The following is a 19,880-nucleotide window of genomic DNA, read 5'->3' as shown; positions in this document are numbered from 1 at the left end:
TCAGGAGGGGAGCAGTCGCACTCGCCTGCCGTGAGCGTCGCCGACGGCGAGGGCCCGGCCGTCGAGGGCGAGCGCGGCGAACCCGTCGCCCGGCGCGACGCCCTCCGGCACCTCCGCCACGACGTCGTGCAGCAGATCGCGCCGCTCGTACGACACCCAGGTGGCGCCGAGGGCGCGCACGGCGTCGACGAAGGCCTGGCGCCGGCGACCGGGCAGGTAGACGAGCGTGCCGGTCGAGACCACGACGAGCCGCGCGTCCGACGGGGCGGTCGCGGCCAGGGCGGCCAGCCCGTCGACGGCGTCGCCGCGGACGAGCCGAGGAGGCGCGCTCCGGGCGATCGCGACGGCCCGCCGCAGCAGATCCACCCGCTCCGACGGCCCGGGCGGCAGCGACGTCTCGAGCCACGAGACCGCGGCGGGGTCGGTGACGTCTACGGGGTCCAGGTCGAGACCGGCCCGCCAGACGATCTCGGGCAGCACGACCCGGCGAGGCCACTCGTCGTGCGGCAGCGGGGAGTCTCCGAGGTCGACGTCGAGCTCGACGACGACGTCGCTGTCGGCCGCGCCCCAGCGCGCCTGCTCGTCGCGGCCCGCGCCGCGGAGGTCGGCCCGGAACGCGTACCGGTCGGGGAACAGGCAGAGCCCCGCCGAGGCGCCGACCTCGAGCAGGGCCACCGGGCCCTCGAGCCTGGCCAGCGCGAGCGACACCGGCCCGAGGCGGCGGACGTCGTTGACCTGGGTCGTCCGACGGGCGAGCTCGGCGAGGAGGGCGTCGGGGTGGGCGAGCATCCACTCCCGGAGGCGCGGCCACGGTGCGAGGGGGGCGCCCAGCCAGCGCGACACGGCGAGCACGAGGGCGGGCTGGCGCCGCGCCTCCGGAGCCCTCTCGATCAGCGCGAGCACGTCGGGGTCGCCGGCGATGCCGAGCGACCACTCGGCGTACAGAGGGGACTGCTCACGGGCGGACGCGTCGGCGTGGCTGCGGAACCGGTCGGCGAGGAGCATGCCGTGATTCTAGGGAGGACGGGGCTGCGACGGGCCGGCGCCGGTGCCGCCCTGGAATGACTGTCGGGGGGACCGTGTTGAATGGGGAGTCCCGAGAACTGAGGAGTCACCCGTGTCGTACAAGGTCGAGAAGTCCGAAGAGCAGTGGCGAGCAGAACTCGGCCCCGAGCAGTACGCCGTGCTGCGCGAGGCCGCGACCGAGCGCCCGTGGACGGGCGAGCTGCTCGACGAGAGCCGCGCCGGCGTCTACGCCTGCGCCGCCTGCAACGCCGAGCTGTTCAAGAGCGGCACCAAGTTCGACAGCAACTGCGGCTGGCCGAGCTTCTACGAGTCGGTGAACCCCGAGGCCGTGCAGCTGATCGACGACGACAGCCTCGGCATGACCCGCACCGAGGTGCGGTGCGCGAACTGCGGTTCGCACCTGGGCCACGTCTTCCCCGACGGCTTCGGCACGCCGACCGGCGACCGCTACTGCATGAACTCCGTCTCGCTCAGCTTCCGCGAGGGCGACGACGCCTCCTCCACCGCCGAGTGACCCGGTGAGCACCGTCGCGGCTGCGGCCGCCCGGCGTCGATCGCGGTCGAAGGTCACCGACGACGCCCCCGATCACGAGCAGCTCGTCGCAGCCGTCGAGGCGGCGGCGACCGTCGCCGACCACTCGTCGATGCGCCCTTGGCGGCTCATCGAGCTGAGGGGCGACGACCGCCGACTGATCGGCCGGTCGCTGGCGGCGGCCGACGGCGCCGTGGGCAAGGACGCCGAGAAGCTCGAGCAGAAGTCGCTGCGGGCACCGCTGGTCGTCGCGGTGGTCTCGTCGCCGAAGCCCAGTCGCAAGGTGCCCGAATGGGAGCAGGAGAGCGTCGCCTCGGGTGTCGCCCACCTGCTGTCGCTCGTGCTCGACGACGAGGGCTGGGGCGTCTTCTGGCGATCCGGCACACACACCCGGGCCCCCGAGGTCCACGCGGCGCACGGTCTGACGGGCGACGAGAAGCTGCTGGGCTGGCTCTACGTCGGGGGTCGCGATCGGCCGCGCGACGCCGACAAGCCGCGCAAGCGCGTCGAGGTCGATCGGCATCTGAGCGGCCCGCCCCGCCCGTGACACGACGAGACCCCGGTGCCGAGGCACCGGGGTCTCGTGGTCTGCGACCCTAAGAGGTCACCAGGTCTTCTGGCTGGTGCCCACGAACGTGATCGGCAGCCAGAACGAGCCGGTCATGGCGACGATGCCGGCGAAGAAGATGATCGCGTTCGGCTCGCCCGACCCGAACGAGTAGGCGAACAGCGCGAAGCTGATCAGCAGCAGCACGATCGAACCGATGGCGGTCAGGATGTTGGTCATGGGGGCTCCTCGTGATCCGGGCCGGGCGACGGCCGACGCCGTCTCCCCCTACTTCACCACTGATGACCGCTCCTGCGCCAATCGCGGGCGGGAAGATGCACTGCGTGCGCCCATCCCGGGCCGCTCCCGACCTCGCCGCCGGGCTTGTAGGGTGGTGGAGTCAGCCGCCTTGGCGCAGTCCGGTAGCGCAGTGCTCTTGTAAAGCGAAGGTCGTCGGTTCGAATCCGACAGGCGGCTCCATCGAAGGCCCCGATCGTCCGAGATCGGGGCCTTCCGTCGTCCGCCGCGCCTCCATCCGGGGCCCTTCACCGGGGAATCCGAGACGCCTCGCGCCGAAAGGGGTACAGGGAGGAGGACAGACGCCCTGTCGCTCCCCCCAACGAGGGCGACCCGTCTTGGGGATGACGGCATCCGTCCCCCGAGCGCACACTGGACGCGCCCCGAGGAACCCGAAGAACCGCGGGGCGCTGTACCCCATCGAGCGATCGATGGGTCGCGCCAGATCCACCCCCCGATGCACCCGCTCGCCCTTCCGAAATCCCAAGGAAGGCACACCGCGACATGGTCACACGGACATACTCACGATCGCTGCCGATCGGCGCCACGATGATCGCCGGCGCACTCCTCGCGACGGTTCTCGTCGCGACGGGCACGCAGAGCGCCTCGGCCGCCACCGGTTCGATCATCGCGGGCAAGACGGCCACGGACGCGGCGGCCGCCTCGAAGACCCTGCTGAACGGGAACCTCGCGGGGTGGACGCAGAACTTCAAGGACGACTTCACGACCCCCATCGCCCAGGGCGGGTTCCCCGGTCCGTACGCGAAGCAGTGGATGAGCTACGACGGCTTCGGCGACACCTGGCAGATCGGCCGCTACGAGTCCGACATCCTCTCCGTGCGCGACGGGCTGCTCGACATGCACCTGCACACCGGCTCCGACGGCGTGCCGCGGGCCGCCGCACCCGTGCCCCTGATGAACGGCCAGTGGGGCGGCCAGACCTACGGGCGCTACAGCATCCGGATGAAGGCCGACGCCCTGCCCGGCTACGGCACGGCCTTCCTCCTCTGGGACGACGCCGAGACCTGGGCGAACGGCGAGATCAACTTCCCCGAAGGCAGCCTGGACGGCTCGACCAAGGCCTTCAACCACCAGCTCGGCACGCCGTGGAACAACGACCTGGCCGTCGACACGCACACGTCGTACACCGACTGGCACACCTACACGATCGACTGGACGCCGAAGAAGATCAGCTACCTGCTCGACGGCATCGTCGTGGCGTCGACCACGACGAACATCCCCAAGACGCCCATGCACTGGGTGCTGCAGACCGCGACCAACGGCACGAAGCCGGACGCGAAGGTCGACGGCCACCTCCAGATCGACTGGGTCAGCCAGTACGCGTACACGCCCGGCAGCCCCGCCACCGTCAGCGTGCCGACCGCACCGGCCCGACCGACGCCGACCCCGACGCCTGCTCCGGCCCCGGCTCCCGCTCCTGCCCCGGCTCCGGCTCCCGCTCCTGCCCCGGCCCCGGCTCCCGCTCCGGCCCCGGCTCCCGCTCCGGCTCCTGCTCCCGCTCCTGCCCCGGCGCTGAAGACCCTGACCGTCCCCGTGCCGAAGATCGTCGGCAAGACCACCGTGGGCGCGACGCTCACCGCCCAGACCGGCACCTGGACGAGCGGCACCGCGCTGACCCACCAGTGGCTGCGCAACGGCACGGCCATCGCCGGGGCCGCACGAGCGAGCTACGTCACGACCGCGGCGGACGCCGGCAAGAAGATCACCCTCGTCGTGACGGGCAGGAAGACCGGATACACGACGGCGTCGAAGACCTCGGCGGCCGTGGCCGTCACGCCCGCTCCTCTGGCGAGTGCGACGCCGGCGGTAACGGGGACGCCGAAGGTCGGCGGCAAGATGGGCACGAAGACCGGCACCTGGACGGCGGGCACGTCGTTCTCGTACCAGTGGAAGAGCGACGGCAAGTCGATCTCACGGGCCACGGCGCCGACCTACGTGCCCACGGCCTCCGACGCGAACCGAGCGCTGACGGTCGTCGTCACCGGCACCAAGCCGGGGCACACCGCGGTCGCCCGCACCTCGAAGGCGGCGACGGTCGTCCCGTTGCGGCTCACCGCCCCGGCCCCCGCCATCTCGGGTTCGGCTAAGGCCGGCAGCACGCTCACCGCCAAGAAGGGCACCTGGACCGCGGGCACCGCAGTGACGCTGCAGTGGACGCGCGACGGCAAGGCGATCGCCGGCGCCACGGGCCTGACGTACCGCACCAGGGCGTCGGACGTCGGTCACGAGATCCGCGTCAAGTCGACGGGCTCGAAGGCCGGGTACTCGCCGGCGGCTCGGTGGTCGGCAGCTCTGGTCGTCCGCCGCTGAGGACTCAGCCCTGACGTGCGGCGTCCCGGCGGCCGTCCCGCGACCACCAGACGAGGTCGGCGACGCCCTGTGCGATGAGCAGCAGGGCGACGACCAGCACCACGTAGGCCACCGGCTCGACCGGGCGACCCGACGTCAGCGTGGCGATCTGGACGACGAGGCCGAAGACGCCGAGCGCCGCCTCGAGGACGGGAGGGAGGACGCTGCCCGTCTTGGTCAGGATCCAGAAGGGTCGGCGCGGGGTGCTCATGCGTCGAGGCTACCCGGGGCGCGGGACCGCAGGAGGCGCGCGAGACTACCCTGGCGGGATGCGTGAGAAGACGGTCCGGGTCGACCCCGACGTGCCGAACTGGCTGCTGACCAAGCAGGGTGGTCGCGTGCTGCCCGTCGTCACCGTCGTCTGCGCCCTGATCGTCGTCGCGAGCATCGTCGCGGCCCTGCTGGTCGGAGGCGGTTCGGTCACCGTCGTCACCGTCGTCGTGCTGCTCGCCGCGGCCGGGGCGATCGCCTGGGCCGTCGCCGACCTCGTCTGGTGGACGCGCGGCGGTCGTCGCGCCGTCGTCCGTCTGCCCCGCGACCCCCGCGGATGACGTCCGAACATGCCCCGATCGGCATGTCTGTGCCCCGGCAACCTGGCAACCGCTCAGAGACGGGAGCCGTAAACTCGTCAGGATGCATCGATTCGATGCCACGATCTCCCGGCCCTGATCGTCACTGCTCGTTCAGCCGCGCCGGCATACGCCTACCCAGACAATTCGACAGGGAGTTCCGGTGAACGGAAACGCCACGACCCGGCACAGCAACGCGGCGTTGCTGTCGGTCGCCAGCACGATGGCCGAACGGGTCACCACCTCCGAGAGCATCGACGAGAAGCTGCGACCCGTCCTCAAGCGCCTCCGCATGCCGACCGGTCTCCTCCAGCGCGTCGCCGGCGTGCACGAGCGCCGCAATTGGGGCCCCGAGCAGAGCTTCGACGTCGCGGCCATCGACGCGGGCAAGCGCGCCCTCGCCGAGGCCGGCGTCCGACCCGACCAGGTCGGACTGCTGATCAACACGTCCGTCACGCGCCCGCACCTCGAGCCGTCCGTCGCCGTCCGTCTGCACCACGGGCTCGGGCTCCCGTCGTCGGCGACCAACTTCGACATCGCGAACGCCTGCCTCGGCTTCGTCAACGGCATGACCCTCGCCGCGCAGCTGATCGACGCCGGGCAGATCGACTACGCCGTGATCATCGACGGCGAGGACGCCGACGACGTCCAGGTCAACACGATCGACCGTCTGCTGACCGAGGGCTTCGACCGCGACGACTTCATGAGCGAGTTCGCGAGTCTCACCCTCGGCTCCGGCGCCGCCGCCGCGGTCATCGGCCGAGCCGACCTGCACCCCGAGGGCCACCGCATCCTCGGCGGTGTGACCCGCGCCGCGACCGAGAACTACGACCTCTGCGTCGGCAGCGTCGACGGCATGTTCACCGACGCCAAGGCTCTGCTCAAGCGCGGCATGGAGCTCGTCGTCTCGGCCTGGCGCGAGGCCAAGCCCGAGTGGAACTGGCAGGGCATGGACCGCTACGTCATGCACCAGGTCAGCGACGTGCACACCAACGCGTTCGTCAAGGCGGCCGGCATCGACCGCAAGCGCGTGCCGCTCACCTACCCCACACTCGGCAACGTCGGCCCCGCGTCGATCCCGATCACGCTGGTGGAGGAGTCCAAGACCCTGTCGCGCGGCGACCGGGTGCTGCTGATGGGAGTTGGCTCGGGCATCAACACCGCGATGATGGAGCTCGCCTGGTGAGTCGCCTCCCCCGCGCCGCACGGTCGACCGCACCGGCCCTGCTGCCGCCCGACGGGCTCGCAGGGCTCGACCCCGCGTGGTCGCGTCTCATCGACGTGCCGTACGGACTCGGCTCGCACCGCGCCTCCCGACGCTGGCACGTGCTCGACAACGCCGAGGCGCTGGCCCGGCTCGACGTCGAGCCGGTCGGCACCATCCTGTGCGTGCACGGCAACCCGACCTGGTCGTACCTCTGGCGCGAGCTCGTCGCGGCCACCGTCGAGACGGCCTCCGCCGGCGGACCGGCCTGGCGGGTCGTCGCCGTCGACCAGCTCGACATGGGCTTCTCCGAACGCACCGGTTCGCCGCACACCCTCGCGCGCCGCGTCTTCGATCTGGGCGACCTCACCGAGGCGCTCGGCGTCGAGGGCCCCGTCGTCACGCTCGGTCACGACTGGGGCGGCGTCGTCTCGATGGGCTGGGCGGTGGACCACCCCGAGATGCTGGCCGGTGTGATGCTGCTCAACACGGCGATCCACCAGCCGCGCGGCGTCCCGATCCCCGCTCCGCTCCGACTCGCACTCGCCCGGGGCGTGCTCGGGCGCGCGACGGTCGGCACGACGGCGTTCGTCGACGTGACGCTCGCCCTCGGTCACCCGCCGCTGCCGGCCGAGGTGAAGCAGGCCTATCGCGCCCCGTACCGCACCGCGGCCCGTCGCGGCGGCATCGGCGCCTTCGTGGCCGACATCCCGGTCGACGCCGACCACGAGAGCGCACCCGAGCTGAACCGCATCGCCGAGGCGCTGCGCGAGGTGCCGGTGCCGTCGCTCATGCTGTGGGGGCCCCTCGACCCGATCTTCGGCGACCGCTACCTCGACGATCTCATCGAGCGTCTGCCGCACGCCGACGTGCACCGCTTCGAGGGCGCCGGTCACCTGCTCGCCGAGGACGTCGACTACGCCGCGGCCGTGCTCACCTGGCTGGGCGACCGGCTCCCCGACGGCTCGCCACCCGCCGAGCCCACCGTCGACGGCGCCGTCGCGGGGGCCGAGACTCCCGGCGACCCGTCGACCCCGGCAGGCCCCGGGCGGCTCGACGGCGCCGGCGCGACCGGTGCCGCTGCGGCCAGGAAGGCCGTCGAAGCGGGGGCCGACGAGGCCACGGCCGCCGCTGCGGCGGCATCCGCCGAGCACGTCGCCGAGGAGGCGCGGGTCGACTCCTCTCAAGACCGCCCGCTCTGGTCGTACCTCGACGCCCTGGCCGACAGCTCCGACACCGCACTGATCGAGATGGTGCCCGCCGGGTCGGACGGCCCCCGGTCCGTCAGCTGGCGGCTGCTCTCCCGCCGGGTCCGCGAGATCGCCCTCGGGCTCCGCAAGCACGGCGTCCGCCCCGGCGACCGCGTCTCGCTGCTCGTGCAGCCCGGCGCCGACCTCACCGCGGTGCTCTACGCCTGCCTCCGTCTCGGGGCCGTGGTGGTCGTCGCCGACGCCGGTCTCGGGGTCCGCGGGCTGACCCGCGCCGTCCGCGGGGCGTGGCCCGACCACGTGATCGGGCAGCTGCCCGGTCTCACGGCCGCGCGAGCCCTCGGCTGGCCCGGTCGCGTGATCTCGACCACGCGCCTCCCGGGGGTCACGAGACGCGCCCTCGGCGTCGAGACGTCGCTGCCCGAGATCGCCGCGCTCGGTCGTCGCGCGCACGAGGCCCTCGCCGAGCTGCCCGAGTCGCCCACCGGCGACGCCGAGGCCGCCATACTCTTCACCTCGGGCTCGACCGGCCCCGCCAAGGGCGTCGTCTACCGCCACCGGCAGCTGACCGCGCTGCGCGACGCCCTCGCCGCCCAGTACGGCGTCGGTCCGGGCACCGGGCTCGTCGCCGGCTTCGCGCCGTTCGCCCTGCTCGGACCCGCCCTCGGCGCGACGAGCGTGACACCCGACATGGACGTCACGAAGCCGCGCACCCTGACGGCGCGCGCCGTGGCCGCCGCGACCGCCGCCGTCGACGCGACCGTGGTGTTCCTCTCCCCCGCCGCGCTGACCAACGTGGTCGCCACCTCCGGCGAGCTGACCTCCGCCGACCGCGCGGCGCTGGCCGGGGTCGAGACGTTCCTGTCGGCGGGTGCGCCCGTGTCGGAGTCGCTGCTCGCCGCCGCCGGCGACCTGATGCCCGGCGCGACCCCGCACACCCCCTACGGCATGACCGAGGGGCTGCTGCTGACCGACATCACGCTCGAGGGGGTCCGTGCGGCGACCGCCGACCGCGCCGCGCGCCTCGCCGACGGCGCCACCGACGCCGGCGGTGTCTGCGTGGGGCTGCCCGGCGCGACCACGACGGTGCGGATCGCCGCTCTCGACGAGGCGGGCCGCGCCTCCTCGGAGTTGATCGCCGAGCCCGGCGTCACCGGCGAGATCGTCGTCTCGGCCGCGCACGTCGAAGACCACTACGACCGGCTCTGGCTGACGCACCGCGCCAGCCGTCGCGGGTCGACCACGACGAGCCGCTGGCACCGCACCGGCGACGTCGGCCACCTCGACGAGCAGGGCCGCCTCTGGGTCGAGGGGCGTCTGCCGCACGTGATCACGACGGCGAGCGGCGTGCTGACCCCGGTCGCGTCCGAGCAGGCGGCGGAGGCGCGGGCCGGCATCGCCCGCGCGGCCGTCGTCGGCGTCGGCCCGGCCGGCACCCAGCAGGTGGTGGTGGTCGCCGAGACCGTGCCGCCCGCACGCCGTGCCGGTCTCGCGTCGGCCGCACTCGCCGCCGAGGTCCGCCACGCCGTCGGCGCGGCCTCGGGTCGACCCGTCGCCGCCGTCCTCGTCGTGCCGGCGCTGCCGACCGACGTGCGTCACAACAGCAAGATCGACCGCTCACGCCTCGCCGCCTGGGCGACGTCGGTGCTCTCGGGCGACAGGATGCGCCGCCCGTGAAGGTGCTGGTCGCCTCAGCCGGGCGAACCCGGGCGGGTTCGGCTGAGACGGGCGCGTGGACGCGCCCGTTCGCGCCGAACACGCCCGCCTCCGCCGCCGGTACGCCGCTCCCGAGCGACGGACGCCGCCCGTGAAGGTGCTGGTCACCGGGGCCAGCGGGCTGCTCGGCGGTGCCGTCGCCCGTGCGATCGCCGCGGCCGGGCACGAGGTCACGACGTTCCAGCGTCGGCCGTCCGGTGTGACCGGGGTCCGCGACGCGCTCGGCTCGATGACCGACCCGGCAGCGGTCGCCGCCGCCGTCGAGGGGCAGGAGGCGGTGGTCCATCTGGCCGCGAAGGTCTCGCTGGCCGGCGCACCCGCCGAGTTCGAGGCCGTCAACGTCGGCGGCACGCGGTCGCTGATCGCGGCGATGCGCGCCTCCTCGGTGCCCCGCCTCGTATTCGTCTCGTCGCCGTCGGTCGCGCACGCCGGCTCGTCCATCGTCGGAGACGACGCCGCTCCCGCCTCGCCGAGCCGGGCCCGCGGCCACTACGCCCGCACGAAGGCGGCGGCCGAGCTCGTGGCGCTGCAGGCGGCGGGCGACGATCTGCGCGTCGTGGCCGTCCGCCCGCACCTGGTCTGGGGGCCCGGCGACACCCAGCTCGTCGCCCGCATCGTCGATCGCGCGCGCTCGGGTCGACTGCCGCTGCTCGGCCACGGGGCGGCGCTGATCGACTCGATCTACGTCGACAACGCGGCGTCCGGCATCGCCGCGGCGCTCGAGCGGGTCGACGCCGTCAGCGGCGGGGCGTACGTGCTCACCAACGGCGAGCCGCGCACGGTGGCCGACCTGATGGCGGGGATCTGTCTGGCGGCCGGTGTCCCGGCACCGCGCCTCCGGGTTCCGGCGGGGGTGGCACGGGGCGCCGGGTCGCTCGTCGAACGGGTCTGGGCCGTGCGCCCGGGAGCCGACGAGCCCCCGATGACCCGGTTCCTGGCCGAGCAGCTCTCGACCGCGCACTGGTTCGACCAGCGGCGCACGCAGCACGACCTGCAGTGGACGCCCGCCGTCGGGGTCGACGAGGGCCTGCGGCGACTCGCGTCCTGGTACGCCGCCGGGCAGCCCACGGTCTGATCTGCAGGGCTCGCCCCGGGCTGTGCGGCTCGCCCCGGTCTGTTCGGCGGGCCCCGGGCTGTGCGGCGCGCCTGACCCTCGGGCTGTTCGGCGGGTTCCCGTCATCCGCGGCGGGTCAGCGCTGACCCGCCGCCGATGACACCGACCCGCCGCACCACGCTCAGATGACCGCGTCGCTCCACGGGTCGGGGTTGCCGAACCGGTGCGCCGTGATCGCGACGGCCTGCTCGCGGAGGAACGGCAGCAGCTCGAGCCGCCCCGTCGGCGTCACCGAGGCGTCGAACACGGCCACCGACGGGTCCCCGCCGAGAGCCGACGACAGAGCCGAGGAGGCGCGGGTCGGGTCTCCCGCAGCCGTCACCAACCGCACGCGCTCGGTCCGCAGACCCCCCGCGCGCACCCTCCCGAGCCAGGACGCGTCGTCCTCGTGCGTGACGGAGCCCGCCGAGAGGCCCAGCGCCGAGACGAGCGCCGTCGGCAGCTCGATCGCCGACGACACGGTGACCGGGGCGCCCGACCGGAGACCGGCCAGCAGCACCCGCACGACGGCCGCGGGGTCGGCGCCGTCGGCCGCCCGCACCGTGACCGGCAGGGACCGGTAGCGCAGCAGGTCGCGCTCGAGTCCGAGCCCGCTGACGTCGCGGGCGACGCCGAACTCGGTCGCCCAGAAGTGCTCGTCGGAGGCGGCGGCGGCACGCAGGTCGTCGTGCGCCGACGCGCTCGACGCCCCGAGCAGCGGCGTCGAGGCCTCGACGGCCGCCAGGACGGCCGAACCTGGGCGCGCCTCCTGGGCTTCGACGAGCGGGGTCGGCCGCCACGAGCCGAGGTGGACGAGGTAGTTGGGCCCGCCGGCCTTCGCCCCGGCGCCGACCGACGACTTCTTCCAACCGCCGAACGGCTGGCGCCGCACGACGGCACCGGTGATGCCCCGGTTGACGTAGAGGTTGCCGGCCTCGACGGCGTCGAGCCAGATCTCGAGCTCGGCGGGATCGAGGGTGTGCAGACCCGCCGTCAGACCGTAGTCGGTGGCGTTCTGCAGCCGGATCGCCTCGTCGAGGGTGGCGGCGGTCATGATGCCGAGCACGGGCCCGAAGTACTCCGTCAGGTGGAACTCGCTGCCGGCCGCGACACCCGATCGGACGCCGGGCGACCAGAGCCGACCCGTCTCGTCGAGCTGCTTCGGCTCCACCAGCCACGACTCGCCCGCGCCGAGCGTCGTCAGCGCCCGCTCGAGCTTGCCGTGCGCGGGCTCGACGATCGGACCCATCTGCGTGGTCGGGTCGGACGGCAGCCCCACCCGCATCGTCGACGCGGCGTCGACGAGCTGACGACGGAACCGCTCGGAGGTGGCGACCGAGCCGACCAGGATCACGAGACTGGCCGCCGAGCACTTCTGCCCCGCGTGACCGAACGCCGACTTGATCACGTCGGAGGCCGCGAGGTCGAGGTCGGCGCTCGGGGTGACGATGATCGAGTTCTTGCCGCTGGTCTCGGCGAGCAGGGGCAGGTCGGTGCGCCAGCTGGTGAACAGCGCGGCCGTCTCGAAGGCCCCCGTGAGGATGACGCGGTCGACCGACGGGTGCGACACGAGGTGCCGCCCGAGGTCGCCCTCGTCGACGTCGACCAGGGTGAGCACGTCTCGCGGCACGCCGGCGTCCCAGAGGGCCTGCACCATGACCGCGCCGCAGCGCTTGGCCTGACCGGCCGGTTTCACGACGACGCTGCTGCCCGCGGCGAGCGCGGCGAGGGTCGAGCCGGCGGGGATCGCGACGGGGAAGTTCCACGGCGGGGTGACGAGCGTGAGGCGTTCGGGCACGAACTCGGCGCCGTCGACGGAGTCGAGCTCCTCGGCGAGGTGGGCGTACCAGTTGGCGAAGTCGATCGCCTCGCTGACCTCGACGTCGCCCTCGGCGATGGTCTTGCCGGTCTCGCTCGCCGCGACCTCCATCAGGTCGGCCCGCCGGGCGGAGAGCATCGCTGCGGCGTCGCGGAGGACGACGGCCCGACCCGCGCCTCCTCGTGCCGCCCAATCGGAGGAGGCGGCGACCGCGGTGTCGAGCAGGGCGTCGAGCGTCGCCTCGTCCGTGACCCGGGCGGCCTCGATCAGGTCGACGCCGAGCGTCGAATCGGCCGAGCGGGCGGCGATGCCGCGACCCCAGCTGCGGTTCGCGGCGAGCGCGGGGTCGGTGTCGGGCTCGTTCTCGAAACCGCCGCCGGCCGGGCGCGGCTCGAGGGCCTGCGCGGGGTCGAGTCGGCTCTGCACCCGGTGCGGAGCGGGCACGACGCCGTCGACGGCCGCCAGCGAGGCGAGGAACCGCCCCTTCTCGCGCTCGAACATGGCCTCGTTCGAGGCGAGCTCGAAGACGGCCGACATGAAGTTCTCGCTCGACGCGTTCTCTTCGAGGCGGCGGATGAGATAGCTGATGGCGACGTCGAACTCGCGGGGGTGCACGACCGGCGTGTAGAGCAGCAGCCCGCCGACGTCGGCCTTGACGAGCTCGGCCTGACCCTCGGCCATGCCGAGCAGCATCTCGAACTCGATGCGGTCGCCGACCCCGCGGGCCTCGGCGAGCAGGTGCGCGAAGGCGATGTCGAAGAGGTTGTGACCGGCGACGCCGATCCGCACGGCGCGGGTGCGCTCGGGGGTGAGCGCCCAGGTCAGCACCCTCTTGTAGTTCGTGTCGCTGTCCTGCTTCGTGCCGTATGTGGCGAGGGGCCACTCGTGGACGGTGGCGTCGACGGTCTCCATGGCGAGGTTCGCGCCCTTGACCACGCGCACCTTGATGGCCGCGCCGCCCGCGTCGACCCGGTCGGTCGCCCACTCGGTGAGCCCCTGCAGGGCGCCGAGCGCGTCGGGCAGATAGGTCTGCAGCACGATGCCGGCCTCGAGGTCGCGGAGCTGCGGCTGGTCGAGGAGGCGCGTGAAGACCGCGATCGTCAGGTCGAGGTCGCGGTACTCCTCCATGTCGAGGTTGATGAACTTCGGCTCGCGAGAGCGGGCGGCCAGTTCGTAGAGCGGGGTCAGCTTCTCGACGACGCGCTCGACGGTCTCGTCGAAGGCCCACATCGAGAGCTGGCTGACGATCGACGAGACCTTGATCGACACGTAGTCGACGTCGTCGCGGGCGAGCAGCGCCCGGGTGCCCGCGAGCCGGTGCTCGGCCTCGGCGTCGCCGAGCACGGCCTCGCCGAGCAGATTGAGGTTCAGCCGCGTGCGGTCCTGCTTGATCGAGGCGATCGCCTTGCCGAGCCGGGCGGGGCGGGCGTCGGCGACGAGGTGCCCGACCATGCCGCGGAGCACGCGGCGGGCGATCGGCACGACGACGCCGGGCAGCACGGGCGCCATCACGCCGCCGAGGCGGACGGCGCTGCGCATGTGCCACGGCAGGAACGACGGAGCCTGCTTGGCGAGGGTCGCCAGGTTACGGGCGGCGACGCCGAGGTCTTCGGGGCGGACGACGCGATCGACGAAGCCGATCGTGAAGGCGAGACCCGATTCGTCTTTCAGCACCTGTGCGAGCAGATGGGCCGAGCCGGTGCTCGGGGCCGCGGAGGCCTCGTGCGCCCAGCGGCGTGCGAGGGCGACGGCGTCGTCGCCGATGCCGACGGGCAGGAGCTGTTCAGCGGTGGACGGCCCCGCCGTCTCGTCGAAGGTGGTCATGGGATGAATGTAGAGCGGAACTTGCCACGCGGCAAGGTTTGACATCTGCTCGTAACACGAGGCCGTCTGCTCGGCTGTCCACCGGCCGTCGGTCGATGTCCGGTCGATGTCCACAGCTGACGGAATATCACTGGCGGTGAGGGGCGGACCGCGCTACCTTGAGCGCGTCCGGGGCCGCTCCCCGGAAACCGGCAGCGAGCGGAGAACGGATCGACGATGGCCATGATCGAAGCACGGGGCCTCACCAAGACCTACCGGTCGAAGTCCGGTCCCGTCCACGCCCTGAACGGGCTCGACCTCACCGTGCCCGAGGGCACCGTGAAGGCGCTGCTCGGGCCGAACGGCGCCGGCAAGACGACGGTCGTCAAGATGCTCACCACGCTCGAGCGCCCCGACACGGGCACCGCGACCATCGCCGGTCTCGACGTCGTCGCCGACGCGCAGGCCGTGCGGCGCTCGATCGGCGTCTCGGGCCAGTACGCCGCAGTCGACGAGAACCTCACGGGCTTCGAGAACCTCGACATGATCGGGCGGCTCTACCACCTCGGCGCGAAGGTCTCCCGCGAGCGCGCTCGCGAGCTCATCGACGTGTTCGACCTCTCCGCCGCCGGTGATCGACCGGTCAAGGGCTTCTCCGGCGGCATGCGCCGTCGCATCGACCTCGCCGGCGCCCTCGTCACGAACCCGCGCGTGCTCTTCCTCGACGAGCCCACCACGGGTCTCGACCCGCGCAGCCGGCTGGCCCTCTGGGACATCATCACCAGCCTGGTCGACGGCGGCACGACGGTGCTGCTCACCACGCAGTACCTCGAGGAGGCCGACCGCCTCGCCGACGACATCTCGGTGATCGACGGCGGCGCCGTCATCGCCGAGGGCACGTCCGATCAGCTGAAGGCCCAGGTGGGCGGTCATCGACTCGTCGTGGCGCTGGTCGACGAGACCCGATCGGCCCAGGCCGTCGAGGTCCTCCGCCGGCACGGCGACAACGAGCCGACGATCGACGCCGACGGCCGTCAGCTCGAGGTCGCCGTCACCGACGGGCCGACCGCGCTGCAACGCACCCTCGCCGACCTCGGCGCGGCCGGCATCGAGCTGCACGACGCCGGCATGCGGCGCCCCACCCTCGACGACGTCTTCCTGCAGCTGACCGGCCACCGCACCGGCGCCGACGACGACGCCGCCGGCACCGACGCCCCGAGCGAGAAGAAGGCCCGCGCATGACCACCACGACCGCGCTCGCGCAGACCCTCGAGCCCGCCACCGACACGGGTCTCTCGACCTGGGCGTCCGACGGCTGGGCCGTCACCAAGCGCAACCTGATCAAGGTGCGTCGCTCGCCCGACATGCTGATCTTCGCCGTGCTGCAGCCCATCATGTTCGTCCTGCTGTTCAGTCAGGTCTACGGCGGAGCGATCGCCGTCGAGGGCACCGACTACACGCAGTTCCTGATGGCGGGCATCTTCGCGCAGACCGTCGTGTTCGGCTCGACGTTCTCGGGTGCCGCCATGGCGCAAGACCTGAAAGAGGGGATCATCGACCGGTTCCGCACCCTGCCGATGAGCCCCTCCGCCGTGTTGATCGGCCGCACCAACAGCGACCTCGCGCTCAACACGATCTCGATGGTCATCATGATGCTGACCGGTCTCGCCGTCGGGTGGCGGGTGAACGCGTCAGCGGCGTCGTTCCTCGGCGGCGTCGCCCTGCTGCTGCTCTTCAGCTACTCGTTCAGCTGGGTCATGGCCCTGCTCGGCATGAGCGTGAAGACCCCCGAGACGATCAACAACGCCTCGTTCATGATCCTGTTCCCGCTCACGTTCGTCTCGAACGCGTTCGTGCCAAGCGACACGCTGCCGACGGTCCTCCGGGTCTTCGCCGAGTGGAACCCGGTCTCGTCGCTCGTGCAGGCGGCGCGCACGTCGTTCGGCAACCTCGGCGACACCCCGGTGCCCGACATCTGGACGATGCAGCACCCCTACGCGACCGTGCTGATCGGCATCACCGTGATGCTCGTGGTGTTCGTGCCCCTCTGCATCCGCAAGTTCCAGCGCATCAGCGCGAAGTGACGCGGGGCGACGACGGGGGGCGGGTCGGTCACCGCCGGCGCCGCGCCTCCTCGCGGACCGCCTCGTCGAGCTCCGACGTCGGAACGGTCAGCACGCTGCCGATCACGAGCCGCATCAGGTCGGCGACGTGCACGGCGTCGCGTTCGTAGAGCCACTGCAGCTGCAGGCCGTCCTGGACGGCGAGCACGACCCGCGCCGCCGCGGTCGCCGTGTAGCCGGGCCGCAGCCAGCCGCGGTCGGCGGCCACCGAGAGGTACGCCGTCGTCGAGCGGATGATGCGGTCGTAGTAGTCGCGGTAGTACTCGTGCGCGGGGTGCTCGCTCGAGACGGCCTCGGCCGACGCCGTGATGAACAGCGAGATGACGACCGGCACGTCGACGTTGTACTCGGCCAGCTCGACGAGCTCGTCGACCCGCATGCCGCCGTCGTCGTCGAAGTGCCGCCGCAGGCGCTCGTCACGCCGACGCAGCACCGCCATCAGCAGTTCGTCCTTCGTCGGGAAGTAGTGCATCAGCGACTGGTGCGACACCCCGCACTGCCGCGCGATCTCCCGCAGCGACGCCCCGTGGAACCCCACCTGGCCGAAGACGGGCAGCGCGGCGTCGAGGATCGCCTCGCGCTTGGCGATGCCCTTGCGGTAGCGACCCGGCTCGCGGACGTCCGCCACCGCGGGGCCGGCCGCGGGGCCGACCTCAGGGCCGACCTCCGGGCCCGCCGCGGGATCGACCGCGGGTTTGGAACCCGGGTCGGCGGAGGGGGCGGGGGCGGAGGCGTCCATCGGGGCCAGCCTAAATCGTCGTCCGGCCGTGTGACACCGGGCGGGTGCACCCGCCCGCACCGGCATAGAGTCGAGCGATGCCCTGGTCGCTGCTGACGGTCCCCGCCTTCCGGGCCCTGTGGCTCGGTCGTCTCGTGTCGTGGACGGGCAGCGGATTCGCCCCCATCGCGATCGTCTTCGCGGCGATCGACCTGGGGGCCGACCCCGTCGACCTCGGCCTCGTCGTGGCGGCGCGATCGGTGCCGAACATCGCGCTGCTGCTCTTCGGCGGAGCCCTCGCCGATCGACTCTCGAAGCGCCTCGTCGCCGTCGTCTCGTCGTTCGTCTCGGCCGGCTCCCTGCTGATCGCGGCCCTCCTGATGCTCACCGAGACCGAGACCCTGACCACCCTCGCCGTGATCGGGGCCGTCAACGGCGCCTCCGCCGCCTTCTTCGGACCGGCCACCGGCGCACTTGTGAGAGACACGGTGCGCGACGCACGGATCGGCGACGCGACCGTGCTCATGCGGGTCGGCACCAACGTCGGGCTCGTCGTCGGCCTCGCGGTCGGCGGTGCCGTGGTCGCCACCCTCGGCTCGGGTCTCGCCCTGGCGCTCGGCGGTGCGGTCTTCGCGGTGGCGGGCGTCGTGTTCGTGGGGCTGCCGACCGACTCGGCCCGCGCCTCCGGGGGGACGACCGTCCTGGCCGATCTCGGCAGCGGACTCGGGTTCGTCTGGCGCACCCGGTGGCTCGGCGCCGCCGCGGCGCTCGCGTTCGTGTTCCAGTTCGCCTTCGGGGGCGGGATCCACGTTCTCGGCCCCATCGTCGCCGACGACGCCTTCGGGCGCCTGCTCTGGGGATTCGCCGGCGCCGTGCAGACCCTCGGGCTGATCGTCGGAGCGTTCTGGGCCGGCTCGCTGCGCGGCCGGGTGCGGCTGTGGGCCGCCTGCCTCGGCGCGGGGGCGCTCGCGATCCCGCTGGTGCTGCTCGCCTTGACGGTGACCACCGACCCGGTCGCCTTCGACCCGCTGCACTGGTTCTTCTGGATCAGCGTCGGGCTCTTCGTCGCGAGCATCGGACTCGAGGTGTTCACCGTGCCGCTCGACATCGCGGTGCAGCGGCAGGTACCCGGTCTCTACCGCGGGCGGGTGATCTCGGCCGTGACGGTCGCGTCACTGGCGGGGATGCCGGTCGGCGAGATCGCGGTCGGTCCGCTCGCCGAGCTGGTCGGCACGTCGACCGCGCTGATCACCCTGGCCGTGCTGGTCGTCACCGTCGCGACGGCCGTGGCGGTGCACCCCCGCGTGCACCGCGTCGACGCCCCGGAGGCGCGGGTCGCCTGACCGCGCACCCCCGGGAGGCGCGGGTCAGCTGTAGTCGCCGCGCTCGATGGCCTCGGCGTACTTGCGCACGTCCGGGCCGGGCTCGTAGTCGATGAAGCGGTCCTTGACCGCGTCGTTGATCGCCTTGTACGACTCCTCCCACGACTCGCCCGAGTGGGCGGCCGCGGCATCGCGGACGGCCTCCTGCAGGACGCGGTCGGAGTCGGTCAGGATCTTGTCGCGCGCTTCGTCGTTCCAGCGCACATCGGTCAGGTCGGCCATGCTGTCTCCTTGGGTCGAGGGTGTCGCGGGTGCGGGGTGGGGCTACTTCTTCTTACTCAGGGCGGACTCCTTGTGGGCCGCCTTCGAGCCGCTCTTGTCGCTCTCGACGACGAAGTAGGGCTCGTCGTCGGAGGCCTTGAACTTCTGCCCGTCGAGCTGGAACTCCTCGACGCGCTTCTCCACGACCGTGCCGTGGGTCTCGCCCTGCGGGGTGTTCCAGGTGACGTGGTCTCCCTTGCTGAACGTCATCGCGCCTCCTTCGTCTGCGCCGGCCGTCGTCGGCCGGTCGTCGATGCGATCGTGGCGTGGACGCTACGCCGCGGAGGCCCGCAGGCCGCTCAGCCCGGAGGGGTAGGGGTTCCGAGGGCGATCCTGTACCCCGCGCGCGTACCCCACGCCGGGTCCGGACGGTGCGAGGCGGGGGCGGCAGGGCGGTGGCGGCTCAGCGGCTGCGGCTCGATGGCTGCGGCCCAGCGACCGAGGCTCAGCGGCCGCGGCGGGGGCGGCTGCGCCCGGTGCCGCGCTGCGGTCCGCGGCCCTGCGGCGGCGTCCGCTTCGGCTTGGCGCCGCGAGGGTCGGGAGCCGACCCCTTCTTGGCCGGGGCCGCCTGCTCGGGCTCGTCGCGCCTCCTCGACCGGCTGCTGCGCGCCGTGCGCCCGCGGACGACGCCGATGAAGTCGTCGGTGTCGTCGTCGCTGCGGTCGACGAGCCAGACCAGCGCGACGACGGTGGGCTCGAGATCCGAGACGAAGCGGTAGGTCAGGCCGCTGCGCGAGTACAGCCGCGAGATCGACTGCGGCACGACCGCGACGCCGGCGCCGGTCGCCGCGACGTCGACCGCCTGGGCGTCGGTCAGCGTCGGATCGAGGTCGTGACGGGTCTCGCCCTCGAGGTCGGCGGCGGTCAGCTCGTGCTCGATGCCGAGCGCGGCGAGCGGGTGGTCTTTGGAGACGACGGCGACCGCGCGCTCGTCGTAGAGACGGATGACCGAGTGGTCGTCGTCGGTGGCGAGGGGCAGCCGCGCGAGCAGCATGTCGACGGCGGCGTCGCCGTGCAGGGCGTCGAGGGCGCTCGAGGCGTCGATCTCGACGACGTCGAGGGGCAGGTCGGCCCGGCGCTCCTCCCACAGGCGCGACCACTTCGACAGCGTGACGCCGGGGACGAACCCGATGCGGAAGGAGGCGCGGGTCGGCTCGGTCGTCATCGCCCCAGGGTACCGGGGTGCGCGCTCGTGCCGACCCGCGCCTCCCG

General features: G+C 72.8%; 18 protein-coding genes and 1 tRNA gene. 11 read left to right on the top strand and 8 right to left on the bottom strand.

What is annotated here, in order from left to right; translation table 11 throughout:
• A complete protein-coding gene (locus ACZ6JE_RS07495; protein ID WP_464318589.1) occupies nt 1–1,005 on the bottom strand; it encodes a DUF2332 family protein in 1,005 nt (334 codons plus the stop codon).
• A gap of 112 nt (nt 1,006–1,117) precedes the next feature.
• Between ACZ6JE_RS07495 and msrB the strand changes: the two genes are divergently transcribed.
• Nucleotides 1,118–1,540 carry a peptide-methionine (R)-S-oxide reductase MsrB gene (gene msrB / locus ACZ6JE_RS07490; RefSeq protein ID WP_192061365.1) on the top strand — a complete coding sequence of 141 codons (423 nt, stop codon included), beginning with the start codon at nt 1,118–1,120 and terminating at the stop codon, nt 1,538–1,540.
• A 4-nt stretch (nt 1,541–1,544) separates the two neighbouring features.
• Nucleotides 1,545–2,105 (top strand): nitroreductase family protein, encoded by a 561-nt coding sequence (locus ACZ6JE_RS07485; protein WP_243215731.1) that lies wholly within the window; start codon nt 1,545–1,547, stop codon nt 2,103–2,105.
• 57 nt (nt 2,106–2,162) lie between these two features.
• Here the strand turns inward: ACZ6JE_RS07485 and ACZ6JE_RS07480 are convergent, their stop codons facing one another.
• Complete coding sequence (locus ACZ6JE_RS07480) at nt 2,163–2,345, bottom strand: hypothetical protein (protein WP_192061363.1); 183 nt, start codon at nt 2,343–2,345, stop codon at nt 2,163–2,165.
• A 163-nt stretch (nt 2,346–2,508) separates the two neighbouring features.
• On the opposite strand from ACZ6JE_RS07480, the gene ACZ6JE_RS07475 reads away from it, so the two are divergent.
• Nucleotides 2,509–2,585, top strand: a tRNA-Thr gene (locus tag ACZ6JE_RS07475).
• A gap of 321 nt (nt 2,586–2,906) precedes the next feature.
• Complete coding sequence (locus tag ACZ6JE_RS07470; protein ID WP_464318588.1) at nt 2,907–4,733, top strand: family 16 glycosylhydrolase; 1,827 nt, start codon at nt 2,907–2,909, stop codon at nt 4,731–4,733.
• A gap of 4 nt (nt 4,734–4,737) precedes the next feature.
• Here ACZ6JE_RS07470 and ACZ6JE_RS07465 read toward each other — a convergent pair whose 3' ends face one another.
• A complete protein-coding gene (locus ACZ6JE_RS07465; RefSeq protein ID WP_192061361.1) occupies nt 4,738–4,983 on the bottom strand; it encodes a hypothetical protein in 246 nt (81 codons plus the stop codon).
• 58 nt (nt 4,984–5,041) lie between these two features.
• Between ACZ6JE_RS07465 and ACZ6JE_RS07460 the strand changes: the two genes are divergently transcribed.
• The 4 genes from ACZ6JE_RS07460 to ACZ6JE_RS07445 all read left to right on the top strand — a co-directional run bounded on the left by ACZ6JE_RS07460 (nt 5,042) and on the right by ACZ6JE_RS07445 (nt 10,544).
• Complete coding sequence (locus tag ACZ6JE_RS07460) at nt 5,042–5,323, top strand: hypothetical protein (protein ID WP_192061360.1); 282 nt, start codon at nt 5,042–5,044, stop codon at nt 5,321–5,323.
• Nucleotides 5,324–5,504: 181 nt separating this feature from the next.
• Entirely contained in the window at nt 5,505–6,527 is a 1,023-nt protein-coding gene (locus ACZ6JE_RS07455) for a 3-oxoacyl-ACP synthase III (RefSeq protein ID WP_320477528.1), read from the top strand.
• On the top strand, nt 6,524–9,430 hold the full coding sequence (locus ACZ6JE_RS07450) for an alpha/beta fold hydrolase (RefSeq protein ID WP_464318587.1): 2,907 nt from the start codon (nt 6,524–6,526) through the stop codon (nt 9,428–9,430). Before ACZ6JE_RS07455 ends, ACZ6JE_RS07450 begins: the two co-directional genes overlap by 4 nt.
• Before the next feature lie 130 nt (nt 9,431–9,560).
• A complete protein-coding gene (locus tag ACZ6JE_RS07445) occupies nt 9,561–10,544 on the top strand; it encodes an NAD-dependent epimerase/dehydratase family protein (protein ID WP_464318605.1) in 984 nt (327 codons plus the stop codon).
• Between the two features lie 160 nt (nt 10,545–10,704).
• Here ACZ6JE_RS07445 and ACZ6JE_RS07440 read toward each other — a convergent pair whose 3' ends face one another.
• A complete protein-coding gene (locus ACZ6JE_RS07440; protein ID WP_464318586.1) occupies nt 10,705–14,205 on the bottom strand; it encodes a bifunctional proline dehydrogenase/L-glutamate gamma-semialdehyde dehydrogenase in 3,501 nt (1,166 codons plus the stop codon).
• Nucleotides 14,206–14,421: 216 nt separating this feature from the next.
• Between ACZ6JE_RS07440 and ACZ6JE_RS07435 the strand changes: the two genes are divergently transcribed.
• Nucleotides 14,422–15,426, top strand: a complete 1,005-nt coding sequence (locus tag ACZ6JE_RS07435) for an ATP-binding cassette domain-containing protein (RefSeq protein ID WP_192061356.1) — start codon at nt 14,422–14,424, stop codon at nt 15,424–15,426.
• Nucleotides 15,423–16,268 carry an ABC transporter permease gene (locus ACZ6JE_RS07430; protein WP_464318585.1) on the top strand — a complete coding sequence of 282 codons (846 nt, stop codon included), beginning with the start codon at nt 15,423–15,425 and terminating at the stop codon, nt 16,266–16,268. The genes ACZ6JE_RS07435 and ACZ6JE_RS07430 overlap by 4 nt, the downstream gene beginning before the upstream one ends.
• Nucleotides 16,269–16,296: 28 nt before the next feature.
• Here the strand turns inward: ACZ6JE_RS07430 and ACZ6JE_RS07425 are convergent, their stop codons facing one another.
• Nucleotides 16,297–17,046, bottom strand: coding sequence for a TetR/AcrR family transcriptional regulator (locus ACZ6JE_RS07425; RefSeq protein ID WP_464318584.1), 750 nt, complete (start codon nt 17,044–17,046; stop codon nt 16,297–16,299).
• 77 nt (nt 17,047–17,123) lie between these two features.
• Between ACZ6JE_RS07425 and ACZ6JE_RS07420 the strand changes: the two genes are divergently transcribed.
• On the top strand, nt 17,124–18,368 hold the full coding sequence (locus tag ACZ6JE_RS07420; protein ID WP_464318583.1) for an MFS transporter: 1,245 nt from the start codon (nt 17,124–17,126) through the stop codon (nt 18,366–18,368).
• A 24-nt stretch (nt 18,369–18,392) separates the two neighbouring features.
• On the opposite strand, the gene ACZ6JE_RS07415 is transcribed toward ACZ6JE_RS07420, so the two are convergent.
• The 3 genes from ACZ6JE_RS07415 to ACZ6JE_RS07405 all read right to left on the bottom strand — a co-directional run bounded on the left by ACZ6JE_RS07415 (nt 18,393) and on the right by ACZ6JE_RS07405 (nt 19,833).
• A complete protein-coding gene (locus ACZ6JE_RS07415; protein WP_192061352.1) occupies nt 18,393–18,629 on the bottom strand; it encodes a hypothetical protein in 237 nt (78 codons plus the stop codon).
• 42 nt (nt 18,630–18,671) lie between these two features.
• Nucleotides 18,672–18,878: a hypervirulence associated TUDOR domain-containing protein gene (locus ACZ6JE_RS07410; RefSeq protein ID WP_192061351.1), complete on the bottom strand. Its 207-nt coding sequence runs from the start codon at nt 18,876–18,878 to the stop codon at nt 18,672–18,674.
• 235 nt (nt 18,879–19,113) lie between these two features.
• Complete coding sequence (locus ACZ6JE_RS07405) at nt 19,114–19,833, bottom strand: LysR substrate-binding domain-containing protein (protein ID WP_464318582.1); 720 nt, start codon at nt 19,831–19,833, stop codon at nt 19,114–19,116.
• Between the last annotated feature and the right edge of the window lie 47 nt (nt 19,834–19,880).

This window comes from Frigoribacterium sp. AC759 (genome assembly GCF_979256015.1).
This window is presented reverse-complemented; position numbering and strand designations above follow the sequence as displayed.